The sequence below is a fragment of the Corallococcus sp. M7 genome, from assembly GCF_054512695.1.
Map to the genome: position 1 here is coordinate 3,813,458 of NZ_CM137252.1, position 13,030 is coordinate 3,826,487.

Genomic DNA, 13,030 nt, shown 5'->3' on the forward strand with positions numbered 1-13,030 from the left:
AAGTCATACAACAGCAGGAAGACGCCATGCCTCCCAAGCCTGTCCCTTTGGAAATCAAGCTGGAGTTCACAGGACAATCCAAGAAGGAATTCACCTGGCAGTCGAGGTCGTACCACGCCAGAGGCTCCCGAGGCATGGGCGCCTCGGTTGACCTTCGCTGGTCCAAGCTCCGTAATGACCTGGAGGCGCTCGCACGGAACGACCCAGGTGGTGCCCATGGTGAGCGGCTCTCGAAGTCCCTGCGTGATTTTCTCAGTCCCGCGGGCTGGGCCCTGGTCGAGTCACAAATCAAGGATGCGCTTCATCAAGGCCGTCCCGTCCATCTGACACTCTGCGCCGCGGGTGCGGACGAACTGTATTTCCTCCCGTGGGAGCTCCTGACCATCGGCCACGGGCCTCCATTCGCCGAGACGGACGAGTGCGTGCTGCAATATGAGTACGACTGCGAGCCTCGCCATGAGCCCGATTCCCGGCCCCAGGGGCGAATCCTCTTCGCGTGGTCATCCGCGGGAGGATGGGTTCCCCACGAAGCGCATCTGGACGCACTCAAAGATGTGTGCGCCAGGGCCGGCTTCGGCTTCGACCCGGAGAACGATGTCCTGCCCAACGCCACCGAGGAGTTGCTCGCCGAGAGAGTCAGGCAGAGCACCCGCCCGTTCACGGCCCTCCACCTGCTGAGCCATGGAAAAGAGCTGGGCGATGGCACGTATGGCCTTGAGCTCAACGCCTTCGATCCGACGGAGGGGGCCGAGACCGTCAATGCCCGGCGACTGGGCACTCTGCTCTTCGCGAGGGCCAACTCCCTCCGCCTCATCACGCTCAGCGCCTGCCAGAGTGGAGACTCGGGCGCCCCGGCCCATCCCATGCGGAGCATCGCCCAGATGCTCCACACGAACGGGGCACCCGCGGTCATCGCCTCCCGATTCCCGCTGAGTTGTCCAGGCTCCGTCGAACTGACCCGCACGCTCTACACCCGGCTGCTCGTGGACGGGTCGCACCTGGGAGCCGCACTCTCCGCCGCCCGCCGCCGCCTTCGTGAGACAAGTTGCTATCGTGACAGCCGTTCCCTTCAACTCTACGCCAGGGCCGGAGACGAGCCCGCGCTCTATCCATTCAGTTCCCCGCCACTTCGGCCGTCCGCGGCCGAGGCTCGCGAAGAACTGGTGCGCGTCTGCCATGAGGCACTCAGCCGGACTTCAGTGGAACCACGCGAAGAGGATGCTCCAGAGCTCTTTGCTCGCCGGAACATCCGGCCCGGCATCGTCCTCATCGACCAATACGAAGCCATTGGAGAGCGCCGGTGGGCAAACCTGGAACAGGAGGTCCAGCGGCTGGTGGCACCGGCGGGTTTGCTCCGAAGCACTTTCAATGAGCGTGGCACCGCGATCCTCTACTACGGGTTTCCCTATGTGCCCCTGGCGCTCCTGACCGGATACCTTGCGCATAATCGATTGGTGCATGTCCTTGAACATGATCGGTCCCTCCAGCGCTTCACCTGGTCCACGCAGCCGCCAGACTCCAGTCCGCGGCTGGAAGTGACTTGCGACTCCCGTGAGTCGGGTTCCGCGGCGCGCGTCAGGATTTCCGTCTCCAACGAGGTTGATGCGAAGGACTGCGCGGAGGTCCTGCCGGAGTCGGAGGTCCGTCTCGATCTCCACCTTGAGTTGAAGCTTCCCAAGAAAGGCATCGTTCAAAGCGAGGCACAGGTCCTCGAGTACGCCAGCGTCATTCGCGAGGCCATCGAAGGGAGCATCAGTGGACGCAACGAGTTCACGAGCGTCCACGTCTTCGCTGCCGTCCCCGTCAGCATCGCCTTTCACATTGGCCGGGCGCTGGCATCCACCGGCCTCCCGGAATGCTACTCCTATAACTACAACGGCCAGGACACCCCTCGATACAGGTGGCGCCTGGCTTTGAAGGCCGCCAAAGAGGGATGCCCCTCTATCACCTTGCTCAATCCAGTCTCCCAAGAAGGCGAAACCCACCATGGCTGACGTCCAGAAGCAGTTCGAGCAGTTCGATGACGCAATCCGGCTCACCCGGCTCAAGGAGAACAAGGAGCTCATCCAGAAGCGGGACATCATCCTGGGGAAGCTCCGCAAGGCCTTCGCGCAGCTGCGTGAAGAGGGCGAGACGGTCCCCTCGTTCGAGTTCATCAATCAGGGCAGCTACGAGATGGGGACGGGCATCCACCCCGCGGAGGGGCAGGACTACGACATCGACGTGGGCCTGAAGTTCAACTGCGCGAAGGACGACTATCCCAACCCTGTCGACCTGAAGGAGTTGGTGGCCAAGGCCCTGAAGGACCACACGGAGTTGGGGACCGAGATCCGACGCTCCTGTGTCACGGTCAAGTACACCCGTGACGGAGAACAGGCCTTCCATGTCGATCTCGCTGTCTACGCCTACGATGACCCGGAGAGCGAGACGAAGCGGCTCTTCATCGCCAAGGGAAAACTCGGCGCGGGCGAGGAGGACCGCTCCTGGGAGGAGTCGGACCCCGAGGGTCTCATTCTCTGGGTGGAACAGCGATTCACCGGCATGGCGCAGGACCAGTTCCTCCGCATCATCCGGGCGCTGAAGCGTTGGAAGACGGAGAAGTTCAAGACGGATGGTCAGAACGCGCCGTCAGGCATCGGGCTGACCGTTGCGGCGGGGCAGTGGTTCCAACCGCGCGTCAAGCAGGACGCCTTCGCCGCACGAACCCGATGCGATGACCTGGAGGCCTTGCGAGGCTTTGTCGCCACCCTGGTATCCAAGTTCCAGGTCGTTGGAACGAAGCAGGGTGGGGCGCCGGTGTACCGTCTCTCCGTCGCTGTTCCCGTAGCACCGGGCACGGACATCTTCACGAAGATGACGGATGGTCAGATGACGACGTTCCGGGAGCGGCTCCTCCAACTCGAGGAGAAGCTGGACGACGCAACCCGGGATCCGGACCCTGTCACCGCCTGCCAGACCCTGCGCGATGCGTTCGGCCCGAAGTTCCCCGTTCCGGACAAGTCGAGCGGCGCCCGCTCCGGAGGACGCGCGGTCGCGGGTGGGGGTATCTCCGCATGAATCCGCACCGCGAGGAGCTCCGGCGCCAGTCTTCCACCCCCCAACGGGCGCTTGAACAGGTGGCCCAGCGCGGGATCCTCGAAGACTGCGGTCCCGTCCTGTTGCAGTCCACTTCGAACAAGCCTGGATACGAAGAAGCCACCTGTACGGGACGGTTGAGCGTGGCGGACCATACGTTCCGCCTGCGCATCCGCCTGCCCTGGAGCTTCCCGCGATGCCTGCCGGTGATCTCCATCGAAGGCATGACGCCAGCCCTCGTGCTCCCTCACGGATTCAGCGACAACACGCTCTGCTATACGTCGGATCTGACGCTGCTTGACCGGAAGGACCCTGAATCAATCATCGAGGAATCACTCCTCAGGGTCCGCCACATGCTCCATGAATTGGTGACTGGCAACCGCGGCCGGGAGTTCCTGCGCGAAGCCGTCGCGTATTGGGAGGGCAGCGCGGAAGGAAGCACGCTGGACTGCCTCATCACGGTCGGGGATGAGCCCCGGATCGTATCCGTCCTCCAGACTGCGACGGAGGTGAAGGCCGTCGCGGATGATGCGGAGACCTACTCGCGCTCACGCCTGTCCCATCCTGATGAGCGACTCCATACCGCGAATGCCCTCTACCTTCCGCTGTCCCCAGACGGCGATGCGGCCGGATTCCGGGTGGGGGAGCTCGCGACGCCGACGGGGTTGCGCGCGTATGTGAGGCGGCTCCCGGATGGGCTCCGGACCGCGCTCACGAACCTCATCAGCCGTTGCGACAAGTCATGGCACCTGCTCATCCTGGGACTGGAGCGGAAGGGCGCGGACCGCGCCCTTCTGGGGCTTGAGTTGTCTCAGCTTGAGCAGGGGCATCCGCTTCTCACGGACAACACGAACGCGAAGGTGAAGCCCATCCACCTCGTCCGGTGGGACCGCTCCTATCTCCTTCCTCGCGGTGGCGCCGAGCCAGACCTCCAGAAGTGCAAGGTGCTCATCGCGGGGTGTGGCTCCGTCGGTGGCCATCTGGCCATGGCGCTGGCTCGGGCAGGAGTCGGACATCTCTCGCTCGTGGACCCGGACGTTCTCGCCCCAGAAAACACGTACCGGCACGTCTGTGGGATGCCCAGGAGTCGTCAGCCGAAAGTCCTTGCGCTGAGCGCGGAGATCCTCTCGCACATGCCATACATTGAAGTGGAGCCGGTTTTCGAATCGGTTGAAGGGTGTCTCAAGGAGTACTCCGAACGCCTCCGCTCCTACGACCTGGTGATCGCCGCCATGGGGATTCCCGTCCTGGATCTCCATCTGAACGAGTGGACCTGGATGGATGCCGGGAATCCCCCCGTGCTCTTCGCGTGGTTGGAGCCATACGGGTTGGGCGGCCACACGTTGCTGACCCACGTGGCGGGGCAGCCAGGCAGGAAACGAGGCTGCCTGGAGTGTCTCTATGAACGCCCTGTCGAAGGAGGCCCCTTGGAGAATCGGGCGGCCTTCGCCGCGCCGGGCGTCAGTTACGGACGGGACGTGCTTGGGTGTGGGACCAGCTATCTGCCCTTCGCGAACCTCGATGCTCAGCGAACGGCGGAACTGGCGGCGCGCCTGGCGTTGCGCTCCCTGCGAAAGGAGACCGATGAAGCGACGCTGTTCTCCTGGAAGGGCGACTCGGCCCCCTTCCAGAAAGCGGGGTACACCGTCACGCCCCGGTTCCTCACGGGGCAGGACACCTGGGAAAGCCACCATTCTGATTTCAGGCGGTTGGATTGCCCCATCTGCGCGCCCACCTGAAGCCATGAAGAGTTTCTTGTTCAGACGCGCCGGTGGCGGCGTCTTGAAGGTGTCTCCCGAGGTGCTTGCGCGGCTTGATTCATTCCGGCAACTGGAGCCGTTCCAGACGGAGGCGGGCGGGGTGCTTCTCGGCCGCCGGATCCAGGGATGCGACGACATCGTCATCGACGAAGTGACGACGCCCATGGCGGGAGACTCGCGGGCACGGCTCCGATTCCACCGTGCACCCTCACAGCATCAGTCGGTCATCGATGCGCGATGGGCTGAATCACAAGGCACCTGCCACTATCTGGGGGAATGGCACACCCATCCCGAACCAGACCCCACCCCCTCCCGTGTTGATGTCGAAGGCTGGGGAAGACGGTTGAAGAAGGACCGTTTCGAGGGCTCCTCTCTCTTCTTCCTCATCGTGGGAATGGAGCAGGTCGCCATCTGGGAGGGCTTTCGGGAGCGCAGGCTTATCGTTCAACTTCAACGGAGCTCCTGATGCTGTGTCGGCCCACGAAGCTGACTGCGATAGACCGTGCGAACGCGAAGGCGCGGGGAGGAACAAGGGGACCTCCCCGCGCCCCGCTTCACCACACGCTGTTACCGGACGGTCCAGGCCACGGTGCCGCTGCAACTGTTGCTCGAGTAGCAGCCGGCACGGATCTGATAGCTCCCGCTGCCGCCCGCAGGCACCGTGTAGACGAAGTTCGAACCCACGCCGCCGCAGGCGTCATCGTTGAAGGTCAGCTGCGTGCCGTTCGGTCCGTAGAGCCGCAGGTAGGTGTCCCCGGAGAAGCTCGCGCCCGTCACACCGCAGGTTCCCACCGTGAAGGTCTGCCCCGCCAGCAGGGTGAGGGTCAGGTTCCCCGTGTTCACCGTGGCGCTGCTGGTATTGGAGGCGCTGTAGTTGAACGTCCCGGAACCTGAAGACGGCGAGTTGAGCGTCCAGGCCACGGTGCCCGTGCAGGCGGTGTTCGCGGCGCAGCCGGCCTGGAAGGAATAGGTGCCGCTCGAAGGCACCGTATAGACGAAGTTCGAGCCCGCGCCTCCACACGCATTGTCATTGAAGGCCACCAGCGTGCCATTCGGGCTGAAGAGGCGCAGGTAGGTGTCTCCCGTGAACGTCGAGCCCGCCACGCCGCAGGTTCCCACCGTGAAGGTCTGCCCCGCCACCATCGCGATGGACTGGTTGACCGTGCCCACCGTCGCGTCATTCGTGTTGCGCGCGCTGTAGCTGAAGGGGCTGGAGTTGGGCGGAGGCGGATACAGCACGAACACCGTCACCGACGCGCTGGCGGAGACATTGCCCGCGGCGTCAGAGGCCGTCGCGGACAGGGTGTGAGTCCCAGGAGTGGTGGAACTGTACCAGGACTTCGAGAAGGGCGCCGTCATGACGGGGCTGAGCGGCATCCCGTCCAGGAAGTAGTCGACCCGGGTCACTGCGACGTTGTCGCTGGTTGAAACGGTGAGGATGTACGTCGAGTCGCGGACGAGGATGTCGTCGGGCGCGGGGTAGGTGAAGGAGATCGTGGGCGCGGTGAAGTCGTTGGCCACCGTCACGTTGATCAGCGTGCTGCCCATGTTCCCCGCACCGTCGTACGCCTTCGCCGTCAGCGTGTACGCACCATTGGCGAGCCCACGCGTGGCCCAGTCATACGTATAGGGCGCACTCGAGTCGATCGCGAGCAGCGTGGTGCCCCGGTAGAACTCCACACGGTTGATGCCGGAGGCGTCGCTCGCGTTGGCCGCCAGCGTGACGGTCCCCTGCAGTACGGCGCCCTCCACCGGCGACGTGAAGGAGACCTCCGGCGCGACGGTGTCGTTGTCCACCGTGATGTTCACCGGGGCCGAGTCCGCCATGTTGTACACCGAGTCCCAGGTTCGCGCGCTGACCGTGTGTGTGCCATTCGCCAACAGGGCGCTGTTCCACGTGAGGGTGTACGGCGGCGTGGCGTCCGTGCCCACGGAGGTGCCGTCCACCATGAACATCACGAAAGCGATCCCGCTGGGGTCGGAGGCGTCGACGGAGAGCACCACGTTCCCCCGCACGGTCGCTCCCGCCACGGGCGCGGTGACGGTGATGGTGGGCGGCGTGAGGTCGTTGTTCAGCGTGAACGTGAGCCACTCAGAGTAGACAAGATTGCCCGCCGGGTCCCGGACCTCGGCCCGGACCCGGGTGGCGCCATTGGGCAGGGCGCGGGTGTTCCAACTGCAGCTGAAGGAGGGGCTGTAGGCATTGCACAGGGTGGTGGAGTTCAGCTCCGCGCGGAAGTCCACCCGGGAGACGGGCGTGTTGTCCGTCGCCGTGGCGGTGAGCGACACCGTGCCGGACAGCACGGTGCCCGCCGCGGGCGACACGATGGCCACCGTGGGCGCCGGGTCCACCGTGACGTGCACGGGCGCCGACGTCGTCACCTTCCCGGAAGCATCGTACGCCTTGGCCGTCAGCGTATGCGGGCCGGGCGACGCCGTCTGGGACTTCCAGGCGACGCCGTGCTGGGCCTGGTAGCTCGTGCCGAGCAGCACGGTGTCATCGAGATAGAACTCCACGTGGGTGACGCGGATGTCGTCGGTGGCGTTGACCACCACGCTCACGGACCCGCCCACCGTCGCTCCCTCCGCGGGGGCAAGGAAGCTCACCTTCGGTGGCTCCCGGTCGTTGCGGGCGTAGAGGTTGATGGAACCGGCCCGGCCATTGCCCACGGCGTCGTAGGCCCTCAGCGTCCACATGACCGTGCCGTTGGGCACGGTGGCGCTGTCCCAGAGGATCTCGAACGGCGCGGTGCTGTCGCTGCCCACGAGGACGTTGTCGATATAGAAGTCCACCCGGCCCATGGCCTGGTCATCCACGGCATTGGCCCCGAGCGTCACCAGCCCGGTGACGTAGGTCCCGGCGGGGAGCGAGTGCGAGAGTTCGGGGGAGCTGACGTCCGGCGCGGAGACCGCGAAGGCCAGGTCGTCGTGGTCATGGACCGCCCCGGGGGTGCACGCAGCGCCCTGGGCCTGGGCGGCGTCCACGAGCACGGCGCGCACGGCCTGGAGGCTGCCCGCGGGGAGCTTGAAGGTGGTGGAGAGGGTTTCGGCGCCGCCGGCGGCGGGCAGCGTCGCCAGGTGCACCCACTGAGGCGCGGTGGCGTCCTCGGCCCGGAAGAGCATCAGCGCGCTCCCGGCGGAGGGCGCACCCCATACGTCCGCCTCCACCTTCACGTTCCGCCCCTGGGCGAGCCACGAGACGCCATCCACGGTGGAGACGCGGAGGGCCTCCACGGAGGCGTCTGACTGGAAGGTGCCGTCGTTTCCGTCCGCGCAGCTTCCGCCCAACGTGTTGGGGGCGTTGGACTCGGGGCCCACGGTGCCCCGGCCCGTCAGCAGGGTGTTCGAATCACAGCGGGCGCCGTGGGAGGCGCACGCGGGCGCCGCCAGTGAGGCGTCATACTGCGCGTCTGTCGATGCGAGCGTCTGGGCCACGGATGCGCTCGCATCCGGGGAGGAATTCGTATCGGAAGGGCCGGGGGCACAAGTCCATCCGGCAAGGCACAACATCAAAGCTTGAGTCAGTCGGAGTGAAACTCTCATCACGCGTCCTTGGGGTGAGTGGCCAACGCCGGACGCTGTATAGGAAAAGGCCCTGACGCGGGCCAAGCGACGGGGCGCGTGGGTGAAATCGCCACGGCCCCCTTGAATTCAACCTACTGGCACGATGCTGGATACGACGGCGTGATGATGGTCTGTCCTGACTCCGTGAGGGTCAGGACGGAACCCTCCGTGGCACCGGTCACGGCCTTCGCCGTGGCGGTGAAGCCTGTCGTTCCGTTCAGCGTGACCTTGTAGATGAACCGGCATCCTCCCACCCAGGAGGCGTCCGGGACGGCGGCGCGGGTGCCATCCGAGCACCCCTCCGGCGCGAAGCCAATCAGCGACGGGTTGGTGGAGTACTGATCCTTCTCCGCGAAGTACGCCTGCTCCGCCACGTGGATGGAGGCCAGGTTGCTCCGGCCCTCCCTCAACTGGGCTTCGCAGGTGAAGGATTGCGGCGACTGGCACTCCGCGGCGTCCACGTAGCGGCGCACCCCCTGGTGCTCCAGCCAGAAGAGGCGGCCGGAGACGGGGTGGGTGCCAATCTGGAGGGTGATGCCCGCGGACACCGTCCCCGCCACGCCCTGCGCCACCGCCGTGAAGCCCGGCGAGGGATGCGGCGTGATGCCAGAGACCTTGTAGGAGAAATTGCACCCGGACACCCAGCCCGGCCCCGGCACGGGGGCACGGCTGCCGTTGGGACACGCTGCGGGCGCGAAGCCGGCGCTGGCGAGGTTCAGCGTGAAGACATCATTCTCTCCGAAGTAGCTGGACTCCGCCGCGAAGAGCGACCGCATCTCGCGGATGGCCTCGCATTCCACCGTGCCGCAGTCCACCGGTGTCCCCGCGTCCGCCCAGGCGGTCGCGGACACGCTTGTCATTCCCATGCACAGCACGGACAGCCACTGCTTCAGGTTCTGCTTCATGAGGTGTGGGCTCCTTCTTGGGAAAAGGCCGCGGCTTGGACACGTGCCTCCGGTCACCGGTTCCGTTCGCTTGTCAGGTTCCGGCGTCACTCTTCGTGTTTTTGGTACACGAAGGCTCTGGAAGAGGGACATGTCGCTGAAGGGAATCGCGCAGGAGACGGTGGGAATCGTGGAGCGGGGTGAGTACGTGGCGCCATCCGGGCGGCCCGTGCTGTTCAAGGATCAGGTGGAGGGCGCCCTGCGCGGGACGGTGCTCTACCGGCCCGGTGACTTCGCGCGGCTGCCTCGGCCCGAGCCTCGCACGGGAAGCGCCATGCCGCGCATCGAGGTCACGTCCGAGAAGACCGGCGCCGCGTCGCGACGCTGCGTGGAGAGGGAGGGGATGGCGGACGTCGTCGCGCTCAACTTCGCGTCCGCGAGGAATCCAGGCGGCGGCTTCCTGGGTGGAGCGAAGGCCCAGGAAGAGGACCTGGCGCGCTGCTCGGCGCTCTATCCATGCCTGCTCACGCAGCGCGAGTACTACGACGCCAACCGCGCGGAGTCCTCGCCGCTGTACACGGACCACGTCATCTATTCGCCCCAGGTGCCGTTCTTCCGCGACGAGGGGCTCACGCTGCTGGAGAAGCCCTTCCGCGTATCCCTCATCACCGCGCCCGCGCCCAATGCCGGCTCGGCCAGGCGGAATGCGCCGCACCTGCTGCCCCGCATGGGCGAGGTGCTGCACGCGCGGGCCCTCAAGGTGCTCCAGGTGGCGGCGCACCATGGGCACCGAACGCTGGTACTGGGCGCGTGGGGCTGCGGCGCGTTCCGCAATGACCCACGCGACGCGGCGGACGCCTTCGCTCGTGCCCTGGAGGCCTTTCCAGGCGTCTTCGAGCGGGTGGTGTTCGCGGTGTGGGAGCGGGGAGGGGAGGGACTCAACCTGCGGGCCTTCCGCGAGCGGTTCGCCTGACAGGGGGCATGGCTTGTCACGATGTCTGGGGCTTGGCTAGAAGTCCGCCCCCATGTTCCGAAAGTCTTTGTCGCTCGTTCTTCTCCTGGGAGCCCCCATCCTCTTCGGCGCGTGCTCCGACGAGCCCGCCGCGCTCATCATCGACCGGAAGTCGTTCGACTTCGGGGAGGTGGAGGTGGGGAGGTCCCCCGGCGAGCAGCTCTTCACGGTGCGCAACGCTTCGCCGCGCGACGTGGAGTCGGTGTCGATGTCCATCGAGGGCTCCGAGTCCTTCAGCATCGCGTCCAACACCTGCGAGAAGTACCTGGCCGCGGGCATGGAGTGCGAGGTGCGCGTGCGGTTCTCGCCCGCGCTGGGCGGCACGCACTCCGCGCGCCTCCACGTGACAGGGGCGCCGTCGGTGCACGCGACGGAGCTCCAGGGCACCGGCTTCGCGTGGGTGGACGTGACGTCCATTCCGCCGGGCACCCGCGTCGTGGCGGGGGATGACTCCTTCACGTGTACCCAGCCGTGCAGGCACGCGGTGCGCACGGCGGAGCTGACCCTGTACGCCGGTCCGGAGGGGTTCCCGACCTGGAGCGCTGCCTGCACCAACGCGGCCCGCAGTGGCTGTCTGCTCCGTCTGGACGCGTCGAAGTCCGTCGCCCTGTCGGCGTGGTCGCCCTTCTATCGGTGGGAAGTGCGGCGCAGCCGCCCTCCCATGACGGTGGCGCCGCTGGCCGACGGAAATATCGTCGTGCAGGACACCCTGGGCGTGACGTCGCTCGACAGCGCCGGACTGGAGCGCTGGTCATTGCCCATCGGCTCCACGTCGAAGCTTGTCGTCACCAGCGACTGGCACATCTCGGTGCTGCACTACGGTGGGACGGTGACCCAGTACGACGGCGACGGGCGGGTGCGGTGGACGTACACGCCGTCCCAGCCGTCCCCGAGCGAGGGGCACATGGTGGCGGACGTCTTCGGTAATACCTACGTGCTGCTGACGCAGGGAAGCCATGACACCGTGCTGTCGATGAAGCTCATTGCGCTATCACGCGAGGGCATCGAGCGATGGAGCACCGTCATCAGAGAAGCGCAGCTCAACTTCCCCCTGGGCCTGGGCGTCATGGGGGATGGGAACTCCGTCTACGTGGGGGGCAACGCGTACAACCGGGGCACCAACCCGCAGGAGCTGGTACTCGTGAAGAGCTACATCCGCAAGCTCACCCCCGCTGGGGTCGCGCTGTGGACGAAGGAGGGGACCTGGGGAAGCGTGGCCTTCACCCTCACGGGTGAGATGGTCTCCGTCTTCAACGAAGGCTCCCTTCCGGGAGGCTTCGCGGCCTCGTGGATGGATGCCAATGGCAACGTGCTGTGGCAGTCGCAGACGTCACTCGGCAAGGGGCCGGGCACGGTCGACGCGTTTGTTTTCCCCTCCAACTTCAACCTCGAACCCAGGCTGCTCTTCGGGGGGCACGAAATCCTCCCTGGCACCTCCGCCTATGGCCGGGGCTGGTTTGGCGACATGGGCGACAGGTCGATGCTGGCTCCGGGGCGCATCACATACGTCGACTCGCCGTATGGAAATGGGGCCTGGGTCAGCACCCTTGCCTATGCGGACCTCGCTCGTCACGTGGTGGTGGGTGGCGGCTTTGGCCATCCCTCCGAGCCGACGGAGGGCTTCATCCGCCTGTACGACCCACGCACGCTCTCGATGGAGCAGTGATTGGCTTGAAACCGCGAGGCGCTGGCCGTGGGTTGCACGACGTCCAGTGGGCCGTCCACGGAGCTGTACTCGCCGTGATGTGAAGTGAACGCACGCGGGCCCGGCGCGACGGTGCCGGGCCCGTGCGACAGGGCAATGCCTGGGATGGCGCGGGCGTCCGGCGCTAGGCTTCCCGGCATGGATTCCCCGCCCGAGGCAGATCTCTCCACCGATGAGCTGTTCGCCCGCACGCTCCAGGGCGGCGAGGAGGACGAGGGTGCGTGGCGGGCCATCTGGCAGCTGCACCACCGGGGTGGGGAAGAGGTCTTCCAGCGGGCCGCGGCCTGGCTCCAGTCCCCCTCCCCGAAGGAGCGGGGACGTGGCGCGAACGTCCTGGCGCAGCTGGATTTCCGGCACCGGTCCCCGGAGCTCATCGCCCGCTTCACGGACGCACTCCTGCCGGCGCTCGCGAAGGAGCAGGACGCCGCGGTGCTGGAGGCGATGGCCGCCGCCCTGGGCCACCTGGGGGACCCTCGCTCGGTGCCCGCGCTCCTTTCGCTGAAAGCGCACCCGGAAGCCCCCGTCCGCTTCGGCGTCGTCATGGGGCTGGCGAGCCACCGGGATGCCCAGGCGATTGAGGCATTGATCCACCTCTCCCGCGACCCCGACCAGACCGTGCGCGAGTGGGCCACGTTCACGCTCGGCTCCCAGGCGCGGGACGTGGACACGCCGGAGCTGCGCGAGGCGCTGGTGGAGCGGCTCTCCGAGACCCACGTCAAGATTCGCGGGGAGGCCCTCTTGGGATTGGCCCTGCGCAAGGACGCGCGAGTCCTCGAACCGCTGCGGCGCGTGCTGGAGGAGGGGCCCGTGGTCACCACGCTGGAGGTGGAGGCCGCCCAGGCGCTGGAGGACGTCTCGCTGCTCCCGCTGCTGCTGGCGCACCGGGAGGCCCTGGACGAAGAGGACGACGACCACGAGTTCCGCGCGGTCCTCTTCGAGGCCATCCACGCCCTGGAGTCGCTCTCCCGGTAACGGCTGTTTCACGGGAAATGTAACCAGTCGGAAATAATCAGAAATCTGCGGATATCCG

The 13,030-nt window shown here is 66.4% G+C and carries 9 protein-coding genes; 7 read left to right on the plus strand and 2 right to left on the minus strand.

Translation table 11 applies throughout. The features are described 5' to 3' along the window. Nucleotides 1-26 precede the first annotated feature (26 nt). The 4 genes from ACX114_RS15715 to ACX114_RS15730 are packed head-to-tail and all read left to right on the plus strand — an operon-like array spanning nucleotide 27 to nucleotide 5,301. Nucleotides 27-1,994, plus strand: coding sequence for an SAVED domain-containing protein (locus ACX114_RS15715; RefSeq protein WP_459298903.1), 1,968 nt, complete (start codon nucleotides 27-29; stop codon nucleotides 1,992-1,994). Then, nucleotides 1,987-3,057: a nucleotidyltransferase domain-containing protein gene (locus ACX114_RS15720; RefSeq protein ID WP_459298904.1), complete on the plus strand. Its 1,071-nt coding sequence runs from the start codon at nucleotides 1,987-1,989 to the stop codon at nucleotides 3,055-3,057. The genes ACX114_RS15715 and ACX114_RS15720 overlap by 8 nt, the downstream gene beginning before the upstream one ends. Beyond that, entirely contained in the window at nucleotides 3,054-4,814 is a 1,761-nt protein-coding gene (locus ACX114_RS15725; RefSeq protein WP_459298905.1) for a ThiF family adenylyltransferase, read from the plus strand. The genes ACX114_RS15720 and ACX114_RS15725 overlap by 4 nt, the downstream gene beginning before the upstream one ends. A 4-nt stretch (nucleotides 4,815-4,818) precedes the next feature. Beyond that, nucleotides 4,819-5,301, plus strand: coding sequence for a Mov34/MPN/PAD-1 family protein (locus tag ACX114_RS15730; protein ID WP_459298906.1), 483 nt, complete (start codon nucleotides 4,819-4,821; stop codon nucleotides 5,299-5,301). A gap of 101 nt (nucleotides 5,302-5,402) precedes the next feature. Here the strand turns inward: ACX114_RS15730 and ACX114_RS15735 are convergent, their stop codons facing one another. Next, on the minus strand, nucleotides 5,403-8,270 hold the full coding sequence (locus tag ACX114_RS15735; RefSeq protein ID WP_459298907.1) for an Ig-like domain-containing protein: 2,868 nt from the start codon (nucleotides 8,268-8,270) through the stop codon (nucleotides 5,403-5,405). A gap of 221 nt (nucleotides 8,271-8,491) precedes the next feature. Continuing rightward, nucleotides 8,492-9,304 (minus strand): hypothetical protein, encoded by an 813-nt coding sequence (locus ACX114_RS15740; RefSeq protein WP_459298908.1) that lies wholly within the window; start codon nucleotides 9,302-9,304, stop codon nucleotides 8,492-8,494. A 130-nt stretch (nucleotides 9,305-9,434) separates the two neighbouring features. Here ACX114_RS15740 and ACX114_RS15745 point away from each other — a divergent pair, with 130 nt between their 5' ends. The 3 genes from ACX114_RS15745 (at nucleotide 9,435) to ACX114_RS15755 (ending at nucleotide 12,972) form a co-directional block, all read left to right on the plus strand. Further along, a complete protein-coding gene (locus ACX114_RS15745) occupies nucleotides 9,435-10,256 on the plus strand; it encodes a TIGR02452 family protein (protein ID WP_459298909.1) in 822 nt (273 codons plus the stop codon). Between the two features lie 52 nt (nucleotides 10,257-10,308). After that, entirely contained in the window at nucleotides 10,309-11,961 is a 1,653-nt protein-coding gene (locus ACX114_RS15750) for a choice-of-anchor D domain-containing protein (protein ID WP_459298910.1), read from the plus strand. A gap of 177 nt (nucleotides 11,962-12,138) precedes the next feature. Beyond that, nucleotides 12,139-12,972, plus strand: a complete 834-nt coding sequence (locus ACX114_RS15755; RefSeq protein ID WP_459298911.1) for a HEAT repeat domain-containing protein — start codon at nucleotides 12,139-12,141, stop codon at nucleotides 12,970-12,972. The last annotated feature ends 58 nt before the right edge of the window (nucleotides 12,973-13,030 follow it).

Bases quoted from the DNA above. Each gene is read 5' to 3' on its own strand.
- ACX114_RS15720 (WP_459298904.1), top strand. From the start codon at position 1,987: ATGGCTGACGTCCAGAAGCAGTTCGAGCAGTTCGATGACGCAATCCGG.
- ACX114_RS15730 (WP_459298906.1), top strand. From the start codon at position 4,819: ATGAAGAGTTTCTTGTTCAGACGCGCCGGTGGCGGCGTCTTGAAGGTG.
- ACX114_RS15745 (WP_459298909.1), top strand. From the start codon at position 9,435: ATGTCGCTGAAGGGAATCGCGCAGGAGACGGTGGGAATCGTGGAGCGG.
- ACX114_RS15725 (WP_459298905.1), top strand. From the start codon at position 3,054: ATGAATCCGCACCGCGAGGAGCTCCGGCGCCAGTCTTCCACCCCCCAA.
- ACX114_RS15750 (WP_459298910.1), top strand. From the start codon at position 10,309: ATGTTCCGAAAGTCTTTGTCGCTCGTTCTTCTCCTGGGAGCCCCCATC.
- ACX114_RS15740 (WP_459298908.1), bottom strand. From the start codon at position 9,304: ATGAAGCAGAACCTGAAGCAGTGGCTGTCCGTGCTGTGCATGGGAATG.
- ACX114_RS15755 (WP_459298911.1), top strand. From the start codon at position 12,139: ATGGATTCCCCGCCCGAGGCAGATCTCTCCACCGATGAGCTGTTCGCC.
- ACX114_RS15715 (WP_459298903.1), top strand. From the start codon at position 27: ATGCCTCCCAAGCCTGTCCCTTTGGAAATCAAGCTGGAGTTCACAGGA.